This window comes from Mesorhizobium sp. P3_A8 (genome assembly GCF_056402995.1).
Genome location: NZ_JBFUGI010000002.1, coordinates 701,622 through 720,566 on the forward strand (window position 1 = coordinate 701,622; position 18,945 = coordinate 720,566).

Below are 18,945 nucleotides of genomic sequence, written 5' to 3' on the forward strand. Positions count from 1 at the left end.
TTCGCATTTTACATGATTCATCAAATCGTCGTTTTCAACATGGCCTACAACTACGAGTTCGATAAGCACTACGGTCCAATAGCGGCCACAATTTCGGCAGCGATATTGAGCCTTGGCCTTTCGGTCATCCTCCATCGAACGGCGGAAAAACCCGCCATCGCCTGGGCCAAACTGCGGTTTCCGATGTCCAGGCGCGCACCTTCATCCCAGGCTGTGCCGTTGGCCGCCTTGGTTTGACTTGTCTGAAACTGATCGGGCTGCGACCGGCCGCAGGAAGATCGGCCACGCGATCAGCGCACAGATGGCGGCCGACAGCCAGACGCCGGACCATGACCAGAGGTGCAGCAGCCCTGGAATGGCCACCGGCACCAGGAAGAAGCCGACGAAGACGAAGGTGTTGGCAAGACTGAGCGCGGTTCCGACATGGCCGGCGCCGGCAAGCGTGGCGAGCTCGGTGTAGGCGACGCCGTGCCAGGCGGAAACCGAGATACCCGCGACAATCAGCACCAAGGGGAGGACAGCGATCAGGAAAGACTGGCCGCCAGGCATGGCGGGGCTGGCCAGGACCATCAGCCAAAGCACAGCGAAGGCCAACCCGCTGAGCGCACTGCATGCGCGCAAAAACTGGCGGCGATTGCCATGGCGGTCGGTAAAGCGGCCGCTCCAGACGCGCATGACCATGGCGCCGACCTGCACCGCGGCGAGGCTCGCGCTCATCGCTGCCGTCCCCAAACCGGCGAAGTCGTGCAGGAACACCGACGCGAAAGTGAGCACCGCCACCTGCGGGAAGCAGAGCAGGCCGATGGCGGTTGCGATGCGCCAGACCTCGATGTTGCGCAGCGGCGCTGGTCCGGCCACATCAGGCGAAACGACGTGAGCCGCTGCCGGCGGCTCATGCAGCCAACGCCAGGCAAACAGGGCGGAAAGAGCTGAGGCGCCCGCCAGCAGCCCGAACACCGCGGAAAAGCCGAAAGCCAGCGCAAGCGACGGCAGGACAAGCGCGCCGAGGCCGCCGCCAAGCGGCACCGCCGTCTGCCTTATGCTCATGGCAAAGCCGCGCTCGCTTTCCCGGAACCAGCCCATGATGGCACGGCCGCTCGAGCCGTTGACACTGCCGCCGAGCAGTCCCGTAACGAGCAGGCTCGCCGACAGCAGCATGACATCGGGGATGCCTGACCTTGTCGGCACGACGAGCATGGCCATGGCAAGGAGCCAGGCGGCCGTCGCGCCAAGCCCGATCAGAAGCACCCGGCGATCCCCCCAGCGATCGGTGAGCAGGCCCCAGGGCAGTTCGCTGAGCGCAACGCCCAAGCCGAGAAGCCCGAGCGCCAGACCAAGCTCGGCATTGCTCAGGTGATAGCCCTGACGAAGCACCACCGCCGTTGCCGGTATGCCGGCGAACGTGGCTGAAAAACCAGCGTTCGCGGCGACGCCTATGCCCAGGACCTTCCAGCGATGGCCGGGACTGAATACCCTCTCGGCAGGACCGGCAGCCTTGTCTTTCAGGATTTGTGTTGGCTGTTGGTCGGCGCAGTCGACGATGGCGGACATGATTTCATTCCCGTGGTGGTCCGGTGGTCCAGACCTTGACGCCATCTCTCTATCGCCATAAATCCATCCTTAAAATCAGGAAGTTTTTGACTATCGATCCTGAAAAGTAGGACATTTGCTATGCAACGCGTGACATTCGACCTCGACGTTCTCCGCAGTTTCGTCACCGGTATGGAGCTCGGCAGCTTTGCCAAGGCCGCCGACCGGCTTGGCCGGTCGACCTCGGCGGTCAGCGCGCAGTTGAAGAAACTGGAAGAACAGGCGGCGACGCCGATCTTTCGCAAAGCGGGGCGCGGCCTGGCCTTGACGGAGGCCGGTGAGACCATGCTCGGCTATGCACGCCGGCTGCTCGAATTGAATGACGAGGCGGCGGCGGCCATCCATGATGTCGAGCTGGAAGGATGGGTGCGGCTCGGCCTGCAGGAGGATTTCGGCGAAGCTGTATTGCCCGATGTGCTCGGCCGCTTCGCCCGCGCCCACCCGAAGGTCAAGATCGAGGCCAGGATCGGGCGCAGCCACGATCTCGCCGAAAGGGTGATGTCAGGTAGCCTCGACATCGCACTCGCCTGGCACAGCGGCCAGACGCTGCCCTACAGCGAACACATCGCCGATGTCCCGATGCGCTGGATCGGCCCGGCCAAGCGCATCGAGACCAGCCTGTGCGACGGCCAGCCGCTGCCGCTGGTGGCGCTTGAGGCGCCATGCCTGTTGCGCACGGTGGCGACGGAAACGCTCGACCGCGCCGGCCTGCCTTGGCGCATGGCCTTCTCCAGCCCGAGCCTGGGCGGCATCTGGGCGGCCGTCGCGGCTGGTCTAGGGCTGACGATCCGCACCGACATCGGCCTGCCGGCCAGTGTCAACGCGATGACGCCGGAGATTGCCGGTCTGCCGGCGCTGCCCAAAATGGCGTTGTACCTGCATAAGAGGGATGCCGAACCCGGGCCGGTGGCGGCCCGCCTCGCCGACATATTGCTGGATGCGGCGCGGCAGGCATTGCCCAACAAGGCGCGGACCAATGCCGGCTTGCGTGCCGTGGCCTGATCGGACGAACGCCAGATGGCCGCCGATACTCAGCCGCGCTTCTTGGCCCGGCCGGCGAACGGGTTGTCCGAGGTGCGTAGCGCGATGCGGATCGGCACGCCCGGTATGTCGAAGGCTTCGCGCAGGCTGTTGGAGAGATAGCGCACATAGGATTGCGGCATCGCATCCGGCCGCGAGCACTGGACAACAAAACCCGGCGGCCGCGTCTTGGCCTGGGTGACGTATTTGACCTTCAGCCGGCGCCCGGCAACGGCGGGCGGCGGATGATGCGCCAGTATGGCTTCGAGCCAGCGGTTGAGCTTGCCGGTCGAGACGCGGCTGTTCCAGACCTTGTGGGTCCTCAGCACCGCGTCCATCAGCTTGTCGAGGCCGCGTCCGGTCTCGGCAGAGACCGGCACGGCCTGGATGCCGCGGCACTGCGGCAGCAGCCGCTCGGTCTTCTCGCGCAGTTCCGCCAGCAGCTCCTGCGGATGATCGATCAGATCCCATTTGTTGAAGGCGATCACCGGCGCCCTGCCCTCGCGGATGATCAGGTCGGCGATCTGCAGATCCTGCTTCTCGAAGGGGATGGTGGCATCGAGCACGATGACGACGATCTCGGCGAAACGGATGGCGCGCAAGCCATCCTGCACCGACATCACTTCGAGCTTCTCGTGAATCCTGGCCTTGCGGCGCATGCCGGCCGTATCGAACAGTTTCAGGCGGCGGCCATGCCAATCCCAATCGACCGAAATCGAATCGCGGGTGATGCCGGCTTCCGGTCCGGTCAAAAGCCGCTCCTCGCCGATCAGCGCGTTGATCAGCGTCGACTTGCCGGCGTTCGGGCGGCCGACGACGGCGATGCGCATCGGCTTGGTGTCGTCGTAGCTATGCACATCCTCGGCGTCCGGATCGGCAATGTCCTCGCCGATCAGCACCTCGGTGGTGGCGATCTCGTCGTCTTCGCCCTCTTCCTCTTCACCGAAGGCACGCGCCTCGCCGAGCGCTGCAATGACCGCATCGCGCAGATCGGGCATGCCCTGGCCATGTTCGGCGGAAACCGGGATCGGCTCGCCCAGCCCGAGTTCCCAGGCCTCCAGCATGCCGCCCTGCGCGCCCTTGGCCTCGGCCTTGTTGGCGACCAGCACGACCGGCTTGCCGGATTTGCGCACGATCTCGGCGAAGGTCCTGTCGTCGGGCAGCAGGCCGGACTTGGCATCGATGGTGAAGAAGATCAGGTCGGCTTCGCGGATGGCGATCTCGGTCTGCGCGCGCATGCGGCCCGGCAAGGTCGAAGCACCGGCGTCCTCGAAACCGGCGGTGTCGATGACATCGAAATGCAGGTCGTAGAGCTTAGCGGCATGGACGCGACGATCGCGGGTGACACCCGGCGTGTCGTCGACAAGCGCCAGCTTCCTTCCCACCAGCCGATTGAAAAGGGTCGATTTGCCGACGTTAGGTCTGCCGATGATGGCGACTTTGAAGGTCATACGGTCCTACAATCATGCATGTCGTTGTCCCAAAACCGTTGCACACTTTTGGGCGACATGCATTTACGACGCATTGCCCGAGCCGCGGATCAGCTCGGACATCAGCGTTGCCCGCTCGCGGGTGTTGCGTGGGGCGCCGTCATCGGCGGCGATCTGGTCGAACAGTTTCAGCGCGTCCTGGGTCTTGCCTTCCTTCCAGGCGGCAAGGCCGAGCGCCTCGCGCGCCGTGTGGCGAAGCGTGTTGGTGTCCGATGTCAGCGCCTCGACGCGGCTGGACACGTCGGCGAAAGAGCCGTGATCGACGAGCAGGAGCGCTGCCCGGAGCCGCGCCATATCGCGAATGCCCTGGGGAATGGCGGTGTCGGCGGCGACGTCGTCGAAATCCTTGACGGCAGCGGCGGTGTCGCCCTTGCTCGCCTTGACGGTGGCGGCACGCATGCGGGCAAGCAGCGGATAGGCGCCGTAGCCGTCCTTCTCCAGTTGATCGAGCGCGGCCAACGCATCGTCGTTCTTGCCGTCATTGGCAAGCTTCAAGGCCTGCGAGAAGGCATCGCCGGAGCGGTTGGCGCGCGTCTCGTCCCAATAGCGATAGCCGACGAAAGCGGCGGTGCCGAGCACCACGAGGATCGCAATGACAAGCAAGGCCGGGCCGAAACGGTCCCAAAGCTTCTGCGCCTGCTCGCGACGCATCTCGTCGTTGACTTCACGGATAAAACTGTCGTCGGACATCAATCAAAACCAATTTTGCCCCGGGCCGGGGCGGTTCATGAGCCCGCGTTTTAGCGAAATTTTGTCGGCATGGAAGGGGTTCAAGCGGAAAATCGCCTAATCCCCAGGTGCAAACGGATGTTTGCCCCGGGGTCAAGCCGATGTTTGCCCCGGGGCAAACGGATGAAAGGGCCAACCGCACCCACGCCACATTTCGGGGATAGCCGGCTTGCTGACCGTCAGGAGCCCGTAAGTTTGCCGATGCCTTGTTTGTCTCGCGTTGCTGCGTTTTCGCTTGCCTCGCTCGCCACCGCAGGCGTGGCCCTGGCCGATCCGCCCGCGCCACCAATGCCGGCAAAGCCCAAGCAGGTGGTCATCATCTCCTTCGACAGCGCCCGCGACATCTCGCAGTGGAAACGCAGCCGCGCGCTGGCGCAGCGCACCGGCGCGCATTTCACCTATTTTCTCTCCTGCGTCTTCCTGCTGTCGCCGGAGACACGCATGGAATACACCGCGCCCGGCAAAACAGCCGGGAAATCGAACATCGGCTTTGCCGCCTCAAAACAGGAAGTCGCCGAGCGGCTGGAACAGATTGGCCTTGCCGCGCACGAGGGGCACGACATCGCCAGCCACGCCTGCGGCCATTTCGACGGCAAGGATTGGAGCAAGGCCGAGTGGCTGAAGGAGTTCGCCTCCTTCGAGCACATTCTTGAGAACGCCTATGCGATCAACGGCATTGTGCCGGAACCGCAGGGCTGGCGCGATTTCGCCAGGCATGCGGTGGTCGGTTTCCGCGCACCCTATCTGTCGACAAGCAAGGCGCTTTACGAAGCGCTGCCGGCCGCCGGCTACCAGTTCGACGCCAGCGGCGTTTCACAGGGGCCTGCCCAGCCGCCGACCGTTGGCGGCATCACACGCTTTTCCCTGCCGCAGATTCCGGAAGGACCGAAATCCAGGCCGGTGATCGCCATGGATTACAATCTCTATATCAGGCATTCCGGCGGCTTCGAGCGGCCGAGCAAGGCGGACGAGTTCGCGGACCGGACCTATCAGGCGTTTCGCACTGCCTTCGACGCGCAGTATCAAGGCAAGCGGATTCCTCTGGAACTCGGCTTCCACTTCACGCTGATGAATGACGGCGCGTACTGGAACGCGCTGGAGCGCTTCGCCGGCGAGGTCTGCGTCAAATCAGATGTCGAATGCATCAGTTTTCGCGATTATGTCGCGCGGCAGGATGGCGGCCAGAAGCAGGCCTCGGTTGGCGGCTGAGCCGCCAACCCGGTTCGCATCAAGTTTTTCTTAGGCCGGATCTTCGGCACCCTGCCTTGCCAGGTAACGCTGGTCGATATCAGGCAATGGCTCGCCTTGCAGCGTCGCTTCGAAGGCGCGCAGGCGCTTGTGGACAGACTGCAGTTCGACGATGGTCGACCAGGAGGTGAGCAGGAACTGCAGCGAACCCGTCACCTTGCCGAAGGCGTTCGAGATCTGGTTCAGCGCGCCGAAGGTTATCTTGTGTGCAACCAGCGAAGGACCCAGGATCAACAGCGAGAAAATGTTGTCAGCTTGCAGGTAGGTGTACCGGACGACGTTGAAATAGATGTAGTGGAAATAGAGCCTGAAATAGTTGTGACGAACATTCTCGAACAGTTCGGCGGTGGTGGCCGGCTGCGCCCTGTCCGCATGATCCTCGCCATAGACCAGTTCCTTACGATACGCGGCTTCGACGCGCTGGTTGCGGAACTGCAGCCCCGGAAGTTTCAGGCCGGCAACCATGACCGAGATGGTTCCGAACAAGCACCAGGCAAGCGCTGCAATCACCAGAGGCTGCGGGACTGCGCCGATGATCGGCAATTCGCTGATATGGGCCTGCAACTGGATCATGACCGGCAGGAAGGCGATCAGGGTCATGATCGACTGGACGAAGCTGGAGCCTAGATCCTCCATGATCTGCGAGAACCGCATCGTATCTTCCTGGATACGCTGCGAAGCGCCCTCGATATGCCGCAGCCTGCCCCAGTTCTCGATGAAATAATTGTTCATCGCCGTGCGCCAGCGGAAGATCCAGTGGCTGACGATGAAGGCATTGACCACCTGCACATTCATGCCAACCAGCGCGAGCCATGAGAAGTCAGCCAGTCCGGTGTAGAATTCGCCATTGGTCGATTTTCCGGTCCCCGACATCAGGCCTTGCACGTAGTCAAAGAACGGGCCGTACCAAGCGTTGACGGCAACGCTGACCTGCACATTGAAATAGATGAAAAACAGGATGACCGCAGTCATCAGGATCGACCAGCGCTGCCATGGATGCGGTGAGTACCAGCTCCAGAACGCGTAGAAGACGAGCACGCAAAACGCGAAGTAGAGATAAAACCAGAGGAACGGCTTCGATACGAGGATGGCGATGCCGATGATGGGCGGGGCGTCGGCAGCCGCCGGTGGCATCCCGAACACTGCGCCCAGTTGCTCCCCGCCGAAAAACCAGAACAGGATTGCCGCAAGGCTCCAGATGGCGGCCGAAGAGAAAAACAGCTTCGGCTGCGGGAAGAAGGATACGAACACTGTGGCGAATTCCTTGCTCGGTGGGCAAATCAGCTGACGTCGGCGGGCATAAAGTCACACATTAGGGGGAAAGAAAATGCCTGCCCGATGCCCGGTGCAGAGCAAGACCACAAATCATGGCGATTTTGGCGCGGCCGACCATGTGACGATGCCGGACACGACCAGAATGGCCGCAGCGACGATGGAAGCCAGGAAGAAATTCCCCGACGCCTGCGCCAAAAGGCCGGCTGCGATCGGGCCGATGATCTGGCCGAGGCCGAACGAGGCCGTCATCAACGCAAAGATGCGCCGGGGCGCCTTTGGCGCCTGCTGGCGCGCGGCCTGCAGGCCAAGCGCGGTAATGGCAATGAAGGTGCCGCCGAGCAGCAAACCGCCAAGCAGTGGCCCCGAATATCCGCCAAGCGCCACGCTGGCGGTGACGCCGATGACTTCGATGAAGCACGCCAACGCATAGGCGGCGTAGAGCCCGATCCGTCCGGCGATCTTCTGCCACAGCCAGGTCGAAGGAAAACCCGCAAGTCCGGCGACCAGCCACACCATGGCTTCGAAGACGCGACTGCCGCCGCCTTGGCGAACGATGGCGACCAGGAATGTCGCCGTCACCACATAGCCGAAGCCAAACAGGCCATAGGCGACGATGATCTTCATCAGCGACCGGTCTTTCGGCAGCGCGGGCTCGCGGACCGCTTCGCCGCTGGCGAGCGGACCTTCATTCACCAGCAGTGCCACGACCACGAAGCCACAGGCCGAAATCGCCGCCGACCACAACCAGCCCGCCGCCCAGCCGGCATGCTCGGTGACCAGCACCGCCATCATCGCGGCCGAGATGGCGATGCCGATGCCGACGCCGCCGAAATGCCACGCCTGCAGGTCGCCGCGACCGGCAGCATTGATATGGCTGAAAACGATGCTGGCCATGAACACCATGACGAAGGCGCTGGCCAGACCGGCCAGAAAGCGGATGACGAGAAAGGCGACCATGGCATCGGTCAGCCCCATCAAGGCCGCAAGGACGGCGCTGGCGCCAAGACCGCCCAGCATCAGCAGGCGCTCGCGGCCATGCGCCCAGCCGCCCGCCGCCACCAGCGCGCCGACGAGGTAGCCGAGATAATTGGCAGACGCGATCCACCCGGCATTGGCCGGCGAGAGGTGCAGCTCTTCCATCATGCCGGGCAGGATCGGCGTGTAGACGAAGCGGCCGATGCCCATGGCGACGGCCATCGCAACCATGCCGGCGACGGTGAAGCGCAGCGCTGTTGAGGCCGATGCCATTGCAGCGCACAATAAATGCAGGGATCGCTGAAACAATCGCCTTTCGTTGGGCCAGTGGGCCTACAGCGTGTCGCGCCAGCTCGAGTTTTCCTTAAGCCGAAGAGTGCGGGAATCCGCTCAGCAGCGCCCACCGAAACCGGCTTGCAAGGAAGCGGTCTCGTGCACGGTTCGCCGCGCCGTCAGCCTGAACGGCACGTCGCCAAGTTCGCGCTCCGACATCGTGTTCAGGACGGGGTGCGAAAGCGGATCGGTGAGCCATTTGAGCTTGTCGCTCTCGGAGCCACGCTCATACGGCGTGCCCCCAGCGAACAGAACCTTAAGCGATGACAGCACCCTTAACATTTCCGGCTCCACGGGTCTCTCTCCCATCAACAAAGTCTGCCGTTTCGGCGCGTCTTTCAATTGAGATTTCAGACGGAACAGTTTAGAAAATCTCAAATGGCCATGCTCAACCGCGTTCACCTCAACGGCCTTCGCGCCGTCGAAACAGTTGCCCGTCTCGGCTCGCTCGCAGCGGCCGCCGGCGAGCTCAACGTTTCCGTCAGTGCGGTCAGCCAGCAGATCAGCCGCACCGAAAAGCAGCTCGGCCAGGCGCTGTTCGAGCGCACGGCAAGCGGTCTCGTGCTGACCGAATTCGGCGCCGTCTTCGCGACCCGTCTCGGCACGGGATTTCGCGAGCTTGCCCAGGCCGTGGCGCTGGCCGACGAGGCGACGCAATGCACATTGGTGGTTTCGGTGGCGCCGGCCTTCGCCTCGAAGTGGCTGCTGCCCAGGCTATCGCGTCACTTCGACCGCCATCCCAACGTGTTGCTGCGCATCGACGCTACGGTGCGGCTCACCAATCTCGACCGCTCCGACGTTGACATCGCCATCCGGCTTGGCGACGGCAAATGGCCAGAAGGGCGAGCGGAATTGCTCTTGGCGCAGGAAGTCTTTCCAGTCTGCTCGCCTGATATCGCCAGGAAACTGCAATCGATCGAGGATCTTGCCCAGACCTGCGCCATCACCGACGAGCGGGCGATGATCAATTGGGAGAGCTGGTTCTCGGCAGCCGGTGTTCCACCCGTCACCTTCCAGAAGGGCGCGCGCTTCACCGATCCGATGCTGTGCCTGGAATCAGCCATTGCCGGCCATGGCGTGATGCTGGGCTGGCAGTTGCTGGCGGCCGATGCGCTGGCCGACGGGCGGCTGGTGGCCCCATTCGGCATCCGCGCCCAGAGCGGTCTCGGCTACTGGCTGGTGACCTCGTCGGCCAAGGCGGAGAGCCGCAAGATCCGGGACTTCAAGGCCTGGATCAAGGAAGAGATCGCGGCGACGATGGCGCAGTTCGGGTCACTCGAAAGCGCGGCCTGATCTGGCCGAGCGCAATCGCGGTGGAAAGGATGCCGGCTGCGGTCTATGTAAGACCAGATCAAACATCATGGCAGGCAGGATCATGACCACACATTCGCGCGGCGTTTCCGCAACGATCGACCCGGTGAAGCTCGACAGGCTGGCGGAAGTCGCCATCAAGGTCGGGCTGCAATTGCAGCCCGGACAGGATCTGGTGCTGACCTCGTCGATTGCGGCCCTGCCGCTGACCAGGCGAATCGTCGAGCATGCCTACAAGGCCGGCGCCGGTCTGGTGACGCCGATCTTCAACGACGACGAGATGACGCTGGCGCGCTATCGCTTCGGGGCGGACGCCGGTTTCGACCACGCCGCCGGCTGGCTCTATGAAGGCATGGCGAAGGCCTTTTCCAACAATGCGGCGCGGCTTGCCGTGCGCGGCGAGGATCCATCGCTGCTGTCGGCGCAGGATCCGGCCAAAGTGGCGCGCGCCAACAAGGCCAATTCGATGGCCTACCAGCCGGCGCTGGAAAAGATCACCGGCTTCGACATCAACTGGAACATCGTCGCCTATCCGGACCTCGCCTGGGCCAAGCAGGTTTTCCCTGGCGATGCCGACGATGTTGCCGTGGTGAAGCTCGCCGATGCGATCTTCGCGGCGTCGCGGGTCGACGTGGAAGACCCCATCGCAAACTGGACGGCGCACAATGCAGCGCTGCGCGGCCGCACCGAATGGCTGAACGGCCATAATTTCCACGCCCTGCATTTCACCGGACCGGGCACCGACCTGACGGTCGGACTGGCCGACGGCCATGAGTGGATGGGCGGCGCCTCGACAGCCAAGAACGGCATCACCTGCAACCCCAACATCCCGACTGAAGAGGTGTTCACCACGCCGCATGCGCGTCGCGTCTCGGGCCATGTCTCCTCGACCAAGCCGCTGTCCTACCAGGGCACGCTGATCGACGATATCTCGGTGCGCTTCGAGGATGGCCGGATCGTCGAGGCCAAGGCCTCCAAGGGTGAGGATGTGCTGAAGAAGGTGCTCGACACCGATGAGGGCTCGCGGCGGCTGGGCGAAGTGGCACTGGTGCCGCATTCCTCGCCGATCTCGGCCAGCGGGCTGCTGTTCTTCAACACGCTGTTCGACGAGAACGCCGCCTGCCACATCGCGCTCGGCCAGTGCTATTCGAAGTGCTTCGTCGACGGCGCCTCGCTCAGCCAGGACGAGATCGCGGCGCGCGGCGGCAACAAGAGTTTCATCCACATCGACTGGATGATCGGCTCGGACAAGATCGACATCGATGGCGTCCACAAGGACGGCCGCAAGGTGCCGGTGATGCGCAAGGGCGAGTGGGCCTGAGGGTGACCACCTAGGGAGGTCGAATGGCTTTCGACCTGATGGTCAAGCGGATTTACGAGCCGCCCGCTCCCGATGACGGGCAGCGTGTGCTGGTCGATCGCATCTGGCCACGTGGCGTCAGCAAAGAGCACGCTGCACTGGCGCTGTGGCTGAAGGAGATCGCGCCGAGCGATGAGCTACGCAAATGGTTCGGACACGAGCCGGCGCGCTGGGCGGAGTTTCGGAAGCGGTACGGAGCCGAGTTGGACGGGAATGAAGAGGCGGTGACGCAACTGCGCGGGCTGCTGAGTAAGGGCAAGGTGACGTTGCTCTACGGCGCGCATGATGAGGCGCATAACAATGCCGTGGCGCTGGCGGGGTATCTGCGCGCAGGTTGAGGCGCTCGGAACCTTCGCAAGCAGGCGGGCCAGCGCCCCCCTCTGTCCTGCCGGACATCTCCCCCACTTGGGGGGAGATCGGCAGCTTCGGCGCTTTGCCCAATCCTGCGACGTTGGCGATTGGCGAAATCGGCGACGGTATCCAATCTCCCCCCCTAGTGGGGAGATGTCCGGCAGGACAGAGGGGCGCGCTGGCCCGCGACGGGCGAAGGTGAAGATCCGCTCTACTTCCCACCCACCGCCTGCTCATAGGCCTCCGGCTTGAACCCAACCAGAACCCCGTCGCCAACCTCCAACACCGGCCGCTTGACCATTGTCGGTTTGGCCAGCATCAGCGCCTTGGCCTTCTTCTCGTCAAGCCCGGCCTTGTCCTTGTCAGCCAACTCGCGGAACGTCGTGCTGCCCTTGTTGAGCAGCTTTTCCCAGCCGACCTTGCCGACCCAGCCATCCAGCCGCTTCGCGTCCAGCCCCTCCGCACGAAAATCGTGGAAACGATATGGTACTTCATGGCTCTCCAGCCAGACGCGCGCCTTCTTGACCGTGTCGCAGGTGGTGATGCCGTAGATGGTGATCGTCAAAGCGCGCTTCCCTTGAGCTGGCAGTCGAATCCGTCGCACAGCCTAAAACCGCCCTTCTCGCTTTGCCAGCGCCCAAGCCCGCAACTCGGGAATTTTCCGGCTTGCCAATACTAAGGAATTTTCCTAAGTATTTTTGAGACACTTGTGACGGCGCAGTAGGATCGACCCATGACAAGCCTCCAGACCGCCAATCCGAGCCTCCCGCCCATCGATGGCATCTTCCGCGCGCTTGCCGATCCGACGCGGCGCCGCGTCGTCGAGAGGCTGAACCGCAGCCCGGCCTCGGTCAGTGAGCTGGCGCAGCCTTTCGAGATGGCGCTGCCTTCCTTCATCGAGCATCTCAAGGTGCTGGAAGGCTGTGGGCTGGTGCGCTCGGAAAAGATTGGCCGCACCAGGACCTATCAACTGGCGCCCGAGCCGCTTCAGCTCGCCGAGAACTGGCTGGCCGAGCAGCGCACGCTGTGGGAGCGCCGCCTCGACCAGTTCGACGCCTATGTGATGAGCCTCAAGGAGCAGGAAAAATGAGCTATCCCTTCAAGCCGGATCCCAGACTGGACCTCGTGCTGGAGCGCGTGCTCGACGCGCCGCGCGAACTGCTATGGCGGGCCATGACGACGCCGGAGCATGTCAGGCAATGGTTCACGCCCAAGCCATGGCTGATCACCGATTGCGAGATCGATCTGCGGCCAGGCGGGCTGTTCCGGACACGCATGCAGTCGCCCGACGGCAAGGAGGTCAGCGATCGCCATTGCTGCTATCTCGACATCGTGCCGAACGAGCGGCTGGTGTGGACGGATGCACTGCTGCCGGGCTACCGGCCGTCAGGCGAGCCCTTCATCACCGCCGTCATTTCCCTCCAGCCGGATGGCCGGGGCACGCGTTACACCGCCACCGCCATCCACCGCGACGAGGCGACCCGCAACAACCATGAAGAGATGGGTTTCTTCGATGGCTGGGGCACGGTGGCCGATCAGCTTGCGGAGTATGTGAAGACGATTTGAGCGTCACATGGCGGCCGGGGATTGCCTCGGCCGCCATGCTTGTTTCTCCTGTAGCGAAGAGAGCAAGCTCCGAGGACGGAGCCGTTTTCCGGCTCAGTAGTAAAAGCGCTCTTCCGTGATCTTGCCGTTCTTGACCGTATACAGGCCGACTTCATCCATGGTGGCACGCTCGCCGGTGGCCTTGGGCGTTACGTCGAACTTGAAGCGCACGGCGAACTGGTCGCCGTTGACATAGGGGCCCTCGACCGAGCCACCGTGGACTTCGTGATTCTCTTGCCACCATTGGCCCTTTTGCTTGAGAGCCTCTTTGCCACGGGCCACGGCCATTGGCCCTTCCATGGCTTCGTAGCTGACGATGTCGTCGGCGTTGTATTTCTCGCCAGCACTGGCGTGATCACCCTGCTGGAGCAGCTCGGTGAAATCCTTTGCAATATCCGCGATGGTCATCTGTGTTCCTCCTGTTCAGACGCATTGCAAATAGGGAACGGCCGACTGGTCAACCACCGTCAGACCGCTTGGTAGCTGACAATCCATGTCAGGACGAACTGACCGCTTCATGACTACGACGCCCCTATCAAGGGCCAACGGTCCAGGAAGAGGTATTTTGTCAGGCCGCGCAGGCTGTGAACGAAGATGAAATCCTTGGCAACGAAGCTGATCCGTTCGATGGGTTGCCGGGGGACAAACTTCTGATCGTAAGCGAGTGTCAGATGCGGAACGAAATGATCCGACGCTTTGAGCCCATTCGCGAGCATCTCGGCGCCAAGCAATTTGTGGAGTTCGAAAACCGGCCCATCTTCGGCCAGAAGCACAAACGGTCGATGCGGTGGCTTGCCTCTGGTTGCCGGGCGACCGGAGAAACTGCCAACATGGCCAAAGGTAATTTCAAAGGCAGGCATATGGACGTGCTGGCCCGCTCGTGATCCGGCAAAGATGGTCTTCGACCGCAGCCGTTTGTAATCGCCAGCATGCTGCACGCTCAGGTGAAACCGTTCAACCGACAGAAGCGATCCAACTATTCCATACTGACTACAAAGCTGCCTCTGCAGATCGCCGAAGAGATCATAGCACTGGGGCTGCAAGAACAGCCCGAAGAAGGCGCGATCTGGCCGTTTCGGCCGGCGCGGCGGCACTGCTATGCCGAAATCGAGTTCACCTTGCCGATACATACGCACACGCCTGGCGAAGAACGCTCCTGTTTTGCTCTGACAATAGAACAAAACAGGAACAAATCTTTGAGTCAAGCGTAGATTGATCCGAAGCCTACGCCCCGTAGCCGATGATGCCCTTGACCTCGAGGAAATCGTGGATCGCCCAGTCGGCATATTCGCGGCCGTTGCCCGACTGCTTGTAGCCGCCGAACGGCGCGAACGTGTCCCATTCCGGATAGTTGATCGAGACCTGCCCGGCGCGCAGCTGTCCTGCCACCTTTCGCGCATGGTCGATATCGCCAGACTGCACATAGGCGGCGAGGCCGTAGACCGTGTCGTTGGCGATCTTCACCGCGTCGTCGTCGTCACTGTAGGAGATGACCGACAGCACCGGGCCAAAGATCTCTTCCTTCTCGATGGTCATGCCTGGCGTCACGTGGCCAAACACAGTCGGCCTGACATAGTAGCCGCGGTTGAGATGTTCCGGCCGGCCGGGGCCGCCGGTGACCAGTGTGGCGCCTTCCTTGATGCCGGCCTCGATCAGCCGCTGGATCTTGTTGAACTGGAGCTCGCTGACGACCGGGCCAAGCTTGGTCTGTTCATTGCGCGGATCGCCGACATTGTGTGCTTCGGCCGCCTTCTTGGCGATGGCCAGCGCCTCGTCATGACGCGCGGCCGGGACCAGCATGCGCGTCGGCGCATCGCAGGACTGGCCACTGTTGCCGAAGCAACCCTCAACGCCCTTGCGCACCGCCGTTTCGAAATCGGCGTCGGGCAGCACAATGTTGGCCGACTTGCCGCCGAGTTCCTGCGCCACGCGCTTGACCGTCTCGGCAGCTGTCTTGGCGACGATGATGCCGGCGCGGGTCGAGCCGGTGAAGGACACCATGTCGACATCGGGATGGCCGGCCATGATCTGGCCGACATCCGGACCCGTGCCGTTGATCATGTTGTAGACGCCCTTCGGCGTGCCGGCGGCTTCCATCACTTCGGAGAAGACGATGCCGCTGATCGGCGCGATCTCGGACGGCTTCAGCACAACGGTGCAGCCGGCGGCAATCGCCGGCGCCACCTTGCAGACTATCTGGTTGAGCGGCCAGTTCCACGGCGTGATCAGCGCGCAGACGCCGATCGGTTCCTTGACCACCATGGTGCCGCCGCGCTTCTCCTGGAATTCATAGTCCTCCAGCGCCTTGATGGTGGCTTCCATATGCGCCCTGCCCGCCCAGGCCTGCGCCTCGCGCGCCCAGGTGATCGGCGAACCATTTTCCTGACTCACGGCCTGGGCGATGTCCTCGAAGCGTTCGTTGTAGACTTCGAGGATGCGCTTCAACAGCGTCAGGCGCTCGGCCTTGCTGGTCTGCGAGAAGGACGGAAAGGCGGCCTTGGCGGCGGCAACGGCCTTGTCGACATCGGCCTTCGAGCCGACGGAAATTTTCGTATAGGCCTCTTCGGTGGACGGGTCGATGACATCAAGCGTCGCCGGCACCACGGGTGCCACCCATTTGCCGTCGATGAAGAAGTTGAGATGATTGCTCAAAGGGAAAGACTCCGATGTTTTGGGAAATGGATGGTCAGCCTATGCGGAGAGCATAGGGCAGTTGGCGCCACGCCGCAGGCTGATATGCGCCACGTCGCCGACGCTGAATTGAAAACCCTCGGCCTGGCGCGGCGCATCGATGACAACAGGTGCGCCTTTCTCGAGTTCGGCATGCAAGCGCAGCGTGCGGCCGTGAAAGACAATGCTGTTGACGCGCGCCGGCGCGGTGCCGGGCGTGGCCTCGGTCGCCGCCAGCAAGTCCTCCGGACGCACGCCAATGGTGCGCACCTCGCCTTCGCCAGGTGACTGGCCGGTTTCAGAAACGGCCTCGAGCGGCAAAGTGCCGGCGGCGAACCGCAGGCGGTCGCCATCGCGGCCGACAAAACGCGATTGCAGGAGATTCATGGTGCCGATGAAGCTGGCAACGAACTTCGTGGCGGGCCGGTCATAAAGCGTCGCCGGCGGGGCGATCTGCTCGATGCGACCCTTGTTCATGACGACGATGCGGTCGGAGATCGACAGCGCCTCGGTCTGGTCGTGGGTGACCATGACGAAGGTGGTGCCAAGCCGCGATTGCAGCCGCTTCAGTTCGACCTGCATCTGCTCACGCAGATGCGCGTCCAGCGCCGACAGTGGCTCGTCGAGCAACAGAACGCGCGGCTCGCAGACGATGGCGCGGGCGAGCGCGACACGCTGGCGCTGGCCGCCCGACAGTTCCAAGACGCGGGCGCCAAGCTTGTCGGCGAGACCGACCATGTCGAGGGCTTCACCGACGCGCTTTGCCTGCTCGGCGCCAGTCAGTTTGCGCAACGACAGGCCGAAGCCGACATTTTCGGCGACGTTCATATGCGGAAACAGCGCGTAGTCCTGGAACACAGTGTTGACCGGCCGGTCGAAGGGCCGGAGGGCCGTGATATCACGGCCGTCGAGCAAAACCTTGCCGGTCGACGGGCTTTCGAAGCCGGCGATGACGCGCAGGCTGGTGGTCTTGCCGCACCCCGACGGCCCGAGCAGCGTGATGAATTCACCGCTGATAATGTCGAGATCGACGGCGTCGAGCCCGACGATGCCACCGGGAAAAACCTTCGAGACAGTTTGCAGCCGGACGAGTGGATCAGGCGCCATCGCGAACCTCGGACGGTTTCGTGGTGTTGACCCACAGGATCTGGCATTGTTCGAGACCGGGATTGCGGAAGGCATGCAACAGCGTGCTCTTGAAGGCAAAGCTGTCGCCGGTTTTCAGCCCGTATTTCGTCGAATCCACCACGAGTTCGACCTCGCCTGAAAGCACGTAGCCGAACTCATGGCCGGCATGGGCATAGGCTTCCGCCGTGCCGCCGCCAGCTTCCACCGTCACCAGCATGCCGGTCAGCGTCGCGCCCGGCGGCGACAGCAGCGCCTTGGCGATGCCTTCCGACTTCACGGGAATGGCGCGGCGGCTGTTGGCACGCACGCAATAGAGATCGTTGACAGCATCATTGCCGTCGGCAATCAGCGCCGACGGCTCGATGTCCAGCGCGGCGGCCAGCGGCCAGATCACCTTGACGCGCAGCGAGGACATGCCGCGCTCGATCTGGCTCAGCGCACCGATCGACACGCCGGCTTTTGCCGCCAGTTCGGCCAGCGACAGGCGGCGCTCAAGCCGCAGCGCCCGCACGCGCCGGCCGACGCGAACATCGGCATCGTCCTTGGGTTTCTCGGCGGCTTCGTCAAGAACATCCATGCATTCGTCCTCGTTGCAGTCACTTTGTTGGAGCGCGGCGTAGCGTCGCCAGGCTCCCCCTTCTCCCCTTGTGGGAGAAGGTGTCGCCGAAGGCGACGGATGAGGGGTGCTCCAGCTTGGCAAGGACGGCGATCCGTCACCCACCCCTCAACCGTCTCGGCGCTGCGCGCCGATCCACCTTCTCCCACAAGGGGAGAAGGGGGAACCAGCCTCAGCCTCCCGCCTTCACCTTCTCGAACATCTTGGCCACATCGTCATTCTGCTTCATAGGTCCGGTGAAGATGGTAGTCTTCAGCATCACTTCCGGATCGGACGGCAGTTGCAGCTTCTCAAGTTCATCCTTCGCCACGCCGGCAAAGGCGGTCGAGAGCGAGCTGCCATAGCCGTAGGACTGGATCAGGAATTTGCCCGAATCGGCATCCAGCCGGCTGTTGATGAAGTCATAAGCGAGATCGACATTCTTGGCGTCCTTCAGCATGACGAAGCCGCAGGCCCAGGTCAGCATGCCTTCCTTGGGCTTCATGAATTCGACCGGTACGCCCTGCTTCTTGAGCGAGGTGGCGGACGCGTTCCAGGTCATGGCGGCGACCAGTTGACCGCTGGCCAACGCCTGCTCGACCGAGGTCATGTCGGTGGTGTAGCTCGACAGCAGCGGGCGCTGTTCGCGCAGCTTTGCCGCGACTTTGTCCATCTGCTCGGGCGTTATGTCGAACGGATTGACGCCGGCGAGCAGCGCGGCAACGATCGGCGTGTCATGCACGGCGTCGATGGTTGCCATGCGACCGGCATATTGCTTGTCCCACAGAAGGTTCCAGCTCGCTTCCGGGTTCTTCACCAGGTCGGTGCGGTAGAGGATCGAGGTGTTGCCCCAGTCCCATGGCACCATCCAGACCTTGCCGTCGCCGGCCTGCAGATCGGGCAGGTTCTTGAACACCGGGAAGATCGAATCCCAGTTCTTGATGCGCTTGGTGTCGATCGGCTGCAGCAGGCCTTCCTTGTTCCAGCGCGCCACCTTGTCGTAGCAGGGATGCGCGATGTCAGGCCTGAAGCCGGCCTTGACCTTGGTGAAGGCGTCATCGTCGTCGCCGAAGATCGAGGCCTCGACGCCATCGGGGTGGGCGGCAAGGAAGCTCTTGTTGAAGTCGGGCAATTCGTAGCCCGACCAGGTGAAGTATTGCAGCTTCTCGGCGGCCAGCGCCACGGTCGACGACAGTGCGAGCGCCAATGCGGCGAGGCCGGCCCGGGCCTTGTGTCCAGTTATCGATTTCAGAAATGCCATTTTC

General features: G+C 62.9%; 20 protein-coding genes. 7 read left to right on the plus strand and 13 right to left on the minus strand.

What is annotated here, in order from left to right; translation table 11 throughout:
* Window positions 1–201: 201 nt before the first annotated feature.
* On the minus strand, window positions 202–1,551 hold the full coding sequence (locus AC1DX4_RS07575) for an MFS transporter (RefSeq protein WP_477219704.1): 1,350 nt from the start codon (window positions 1,549–1,551) through the stop codon (window positions 202–204).
* A gap of 120 nt (window positions 1,552–1,671) precedes the next feature.
* Here AC1DX4_RS07575 and AC1DX4_RS07580 point away from each other — a divergent pair, with 120 nt between their 5' ends.
* Window positions 1,672–2,592, plus strand: coding sequence for a LysR substrate-binding domain-containing protein (locus tag AC1DX4_RS07580; protein WP_477219705.1), 921 nt, complete (start codon window positions 1,672–1,674; stop codon window positions 2,590–2,592).
* Between the two features lie 29 nt (window positions 2,593–2,621).
* On the opposite strand, the gene der is transcribed toward AC1DX4_RS07580, so the two are convergent.
* Both der and AC1DX4_RS07590 read right to left on the minus strand, forming a co-directional pair.
* Entirely contained in the window at window positions 2,622–4,061 is a 1,440-nt protein-coding gene (der, locus tag AC1DX4_RS07585) for a ribosome biogenesis GTPase Der (protein ID WP_477219706.1), read from the minus strand.
* 63 nt (window positions 4,062–4,124) lie between these two features.
* On the minus strand, window positions 4,125–4,790 hold the full coding sequence (locus AC1DX4_RS07590; RefSeq protein WP_477219707.1) for a tetratricopeptide repeat protein: 666 nt from the start codon (window positions 4,788–4,790) through the stop codon (window positions 4,125–4,127).
* A 240-nt stretch (window positions 4,791–5,030) separates the two neighbouring features.
* On the opposite strand from AC1DX4_RS07590, the gene AC1DX4_RS07595 reads away from it, so the two are divergent.
* Window positions 5,031–6,038, plus strand: coding sequence for a polysaccharide deacetylase family protein (locus AC1DX4_RS07595; protein ID WP_477219708.1), 1,008 nt, complete (start codon window positions 5,031–5,033; stop codon window positions 6,036–6,038).
* Between the two features lie 30 nt (window positions 6,039–6,068).
* Here the strand turns inward: AC1DX4_RS07595 and sbmA are convergent, their stop codons facing one another.
* From sbmA to AC1DX4_RS07610, 3 genes are all read right to left on the minus strand, one after another.
* Window positions 6,069–7,328 (minus strand): peptide antibiotic transporter SbmA, encoded by a 1,260-nt coding sequence (gene sbmA, locus AC1DX4_RS07600; protein ID WP_477219709.1) that lies wholly within the window; start codon window positions 7,326–7,328, stop codon window positions 6,069–6,071.
* 114 nt (window positions 7,329–7,442) lie between these two features.
* Window positions 7,443–8,600 carry a YbfB/YjiJ family MFS transporter gene (locus AC1DX4_RS07605; RefSeq protein WP_477219710.1) on the minus strand — a complete coding sequence of 386 codons (1,158 nt, stop codon included), beginning with the start codon at window positions 8,598–8,600 and terminating at the stop codon, window positions 7,443–7,445.
* Between the two features lie 117 nt (window positions 8,601–8,717).
* Window positions 8,718–8,942, minus strand: a complete 225-nt coding sequence (locus AC1DX4_RS07610; RefSeq protein ID WP_477219711.1) for a hypothetical protein — start codon at window positions 8,940–8,942, stop codon at window positions 8,718–8,720.
* A 96-nt stretch (window positions 8,943–9,038) separates the two neighbouring features.
* Between AC1DX4_RS07610 and AC1DX4_RS07615 the strand changes: the two genes are divergently transcribed.
* The 3 genes from AC1DX4_RS07615 (at window position 9,039) to AC1DX4_RS07625 (ending at window position 11,669) form a co-directional block, all read left to right on the plus strand.
* A complete protein-coding gene (locus AC1DX4_RS07615; RefSeq protein ID WP_477219712.1) occupies window positions 9,039–9,953 on the plus strand; it encodes a LysR substrate-binding domain-containing protein in 915 nt (304 codons plus the stop codon).
* Window positions 9,954–10,035: 82 nt separating this feature from the next.
* Window positions 10,036–11,292: an aminopeptidase gene (locus AC1DX4_RS07620; RefSeq protein WP_477219713.1), complete on the plus strand. Its 1,257-nt coding sequence runs from the start codon at window positions 10,036–10,038 to the stop codon at window positions 11,290–11,292.
* 23 nt (window positions 11,293–11,315) lie between these two features.
* Window positions 11,316–11,669 (plus strand): DUF488 domain-containing protein, encoded by a 354-nt coding sequence (locus AC1DX4_RS07625; RefSeq protein ID WP_477219714.1) that lies wholly within the window; start codon window positions 11,316–11,318, stop codon window positions 11,667–11,669.
* 224 nt (window positions 11,670–11,893) lie between these two features.
* On the opposite strand, the gene AC1DX4_RS07630 is transcribed toward AC1DX4_RS07625, so the two are convergent.
* Window positions 11,894–12,247: an ArsC family reductase gene (locus tag AC1DX4_RS07630; protein WP_477219715.1), complete on the minus strand. Its 354-nt coding sequence runs from the start codon at window positions 12,245–12,247 to the stop codon at window positions 11,894–11,896.
* A gap of 168 nt (window positions 12,248–12,415) precedes the next feature.
* Between AC1DX4_RS07630 and AC1DX4_RS07635 the strand changes: the two genes are divergently transcribed.
* Complete coding sequence (locus AC1DX4_RS07635; protein ID WP_477219716.1) at window positions 12,416–12,772, plus strand: ArsR/SmtB family transcription factor; 357 nt, start codon at window positions 12,416–12,418, stop codon at window positions 12,770–12,772.
* Window positions 12,769–13,248 carry an SRPBCC family protein gene (locus tag AC1DX4_RS07640; protein ID WP_477219717.1) on the plus strand — a complete coding sequence of 160 codons (480 nt, stop codon included), beginning with the start codon at window positions 12,769–12,771 and terminating at the stop codon, window positions 13,246–13,248. Before AC1DX4_RS07635 ends, AC1DX4_RS07640 begins: the two co-directional genes overlap by 4 nt.
* Before the next feature lie 93 nt (window positions 13,249–13,341).
* Here the strand turns inward: AC1DX4_RS07640 and AC1DX4_RS07645 are convergent, their stop codons facing one another.
* The 6 genes from AC1DX4_RS07645 to AC1DX4_RS07670 all read right to left on the minus strand — a co-directional run bounded on the left by AC1DX4_RS07645 (window position 13,342) and on the right by AC1DX4_RS07670 (window position 18,941).
* Window positions 13,342–13,695, minus strand: coding sequence for a SnoaL-like domain-containing protein (locus tag AC1DX4_RS07645; protein WP_477219718.1), 354 nt, complete (start codon window positions 13,693–13,695; stop codon window positions 13,342–13,344).
* A 113-nt stretch (window positions 13,696–13,808) separates the two neighbouring features.
* Window positions 13,809–14,492: a 2'-5' RNA ligase family protein gene (locus AC1DX4_RS07650; protein ID WP_477219719.1), complete on the minus strand. Its 684-nt coding sequence runs from the start codon at window positions 14,490–14,492 to the stop codon at window positions 13,809–13,811.
* A 19-nt stretch (window positions 14,493–14,511) separates the two neighbouring features.
* The gene (locus AC1DX4_RS07655; protein WP_477219720.1) at window positions 14,512–15,939 is read right to left on the minus strand and encodes an aldehyde dehydrogenase family protein; all 1,428 of its coding nucleotides are present in this window, start codon (window positions 15,937–15,939) and stop codon (window positions 14,512–14,514) included.
* A gap of 39 nt (window positions 15,940–15,978) precedes the next feature.
* A complete protein-coding gene (locus AC1DX4_RS07660; RefSeq protein WP_477219721.1) occupies window positions 15,979–17,064 on the minus strand; it encodes an ABC transporter ATP-binding protein in 1,086 nt (361 codons plus the stop codon).
* Complete coding sequence (locus tag AC1DX4_RS07665) at window positions 17,054–17,662, minus strand: cupin domain-containing protein (protein ID WP_477219722.1); 609 nt, start codon at window positions 17,660–17,662, stop codon at window positions 17,054–17,056. Before AC1DX4_RS07665 ends, AC1DX4_RS07660 begins: the two co-directional genes overlap by 11 nt.
* Window positions 17,663–17,873: 211 nt before the next feature.
* Window positions 17,874–18,941, minus strand: coding sequence for an ABC transporter substrate-binding protein (locus AC1DX4_RS07670; RefSeq protein WP_477219723.1), 1,068 nt, complete (start codon window positions 18,939–18,941; stop codon window positions 17,874–17,876).
* Window positions 18,942–18,945 lie beyond the last annotated feature (4 nt).

Coding starts and splice junctions, on each gene's coding strand:
- AC1DX4_RS07575 (WP_477219704.1), bottom strand. CDS start 1,551: ATGTCCGCCATCGTCGACTGCGCCGACCAACAGCCAACACAAATCCTG.
- AC1DX4_RS07580 (WP_477219705.1), top strand. CDS start 1,672: ATGCAACGCGTGACATTCGACCTCGACGTTCTCCGCAGTTTCGTCACC.
- der (WP_477219706.1), bottom strand. CDS start 4,061: ATGACCTTCAAAGTCGCCATCATCGGCAGACCTAACGTCGGCAAATCG.
- AC1DX4_RS07590 (WP_477219707.1), bottom strand. CDS start 4,790: ATGTCCGACGACAGTTTTATCCGTGAAGTCAACGACGAGATGCGTCGC.
- AC1DX4_RS07595 (WP_477219708.1), top strand. CDS start 5,031: ATGCCTTGTTTGTCTCGCGTTGCTGCGTTTTCGCTTGCCTCGCTCGCC.
- AC1DX4_RS07605 (WP_477219710.1), bottom strand. CDS start 8,600: ATGGCATCGGCCTCAACAGCGCTGCGCTTCACCGTCGCCGGCATGGTT.
- AC1DX4_RS07610 (WP_477219711.1), bottom strand. CDS start 8,942: ATGTTAAGGGTGCTGTCATCGCTTAAGGTTCTGTTCGCTGGGGGCACG.
- AC1DX4_RS07615 (WP_477219712.1), top strand. CDS start 9,039: ATGGCCATGCTCAACCGCGTTCACCTCAACGGCCTTCGCGCCGTCGAA.
- AC1DX4_RS07620 (WP_477219713.1), top strand. CDS start 10,036: ATGACCACACATTCGCGCGGCGTTTCCGCAACGATCGACCCGGTGAAG.
- AC1DX4_RS07625 (WP_477219714.1), top strand. CDS start 11,316: ATGGCTTTCGACCTGATGGTCAAGCGGATTTACGAGCCGCCCGCTCCC.
- AC1DX4_RS07635 (WP_477219716.1), top strand. CDS start 12,416: ATGACAAGCCTCCAGACCGCCAATCCGAGCCTCCCGCCCATCGATGGC.
- AC1DX4_RS07640 (WP_477219717.1), top strand. CDS start 12,769: ATGAGCTATCCCTTCAAGCCGGATCCCAGACTGGACCTCGTGCTGGAG.
- AC1DX4_RS07645 (WP_477219718.1), bottom strand. CDS start 13,695: ATGACCATCGCGGATATTGCAAAGGATTTCACCGAGCTGCTCCAGCAG.
- AC1DX4_RS07660 (WP_477219721.1), bottom strand. CDS start 17,064: ATGGCGCCTGATCCACTCGTCCGGCTGCAAACTGTCTCGAAGGTTTTT.
- AC1DX4_RS07665 (WP_477219722.1), bottom strand. CDS start 17,662: ATGGATGTTCTTGACGAAGCCGCCGAGAAACCCAAGGACGATGCCGAT.
- AC1DX4_RS07670 (WP_477219723.1), bottom strand. CDS start 18,941: ATGGCATTTCTGAAATCGATAACTGGACACAAGGCCCGGGCCGGCCTC.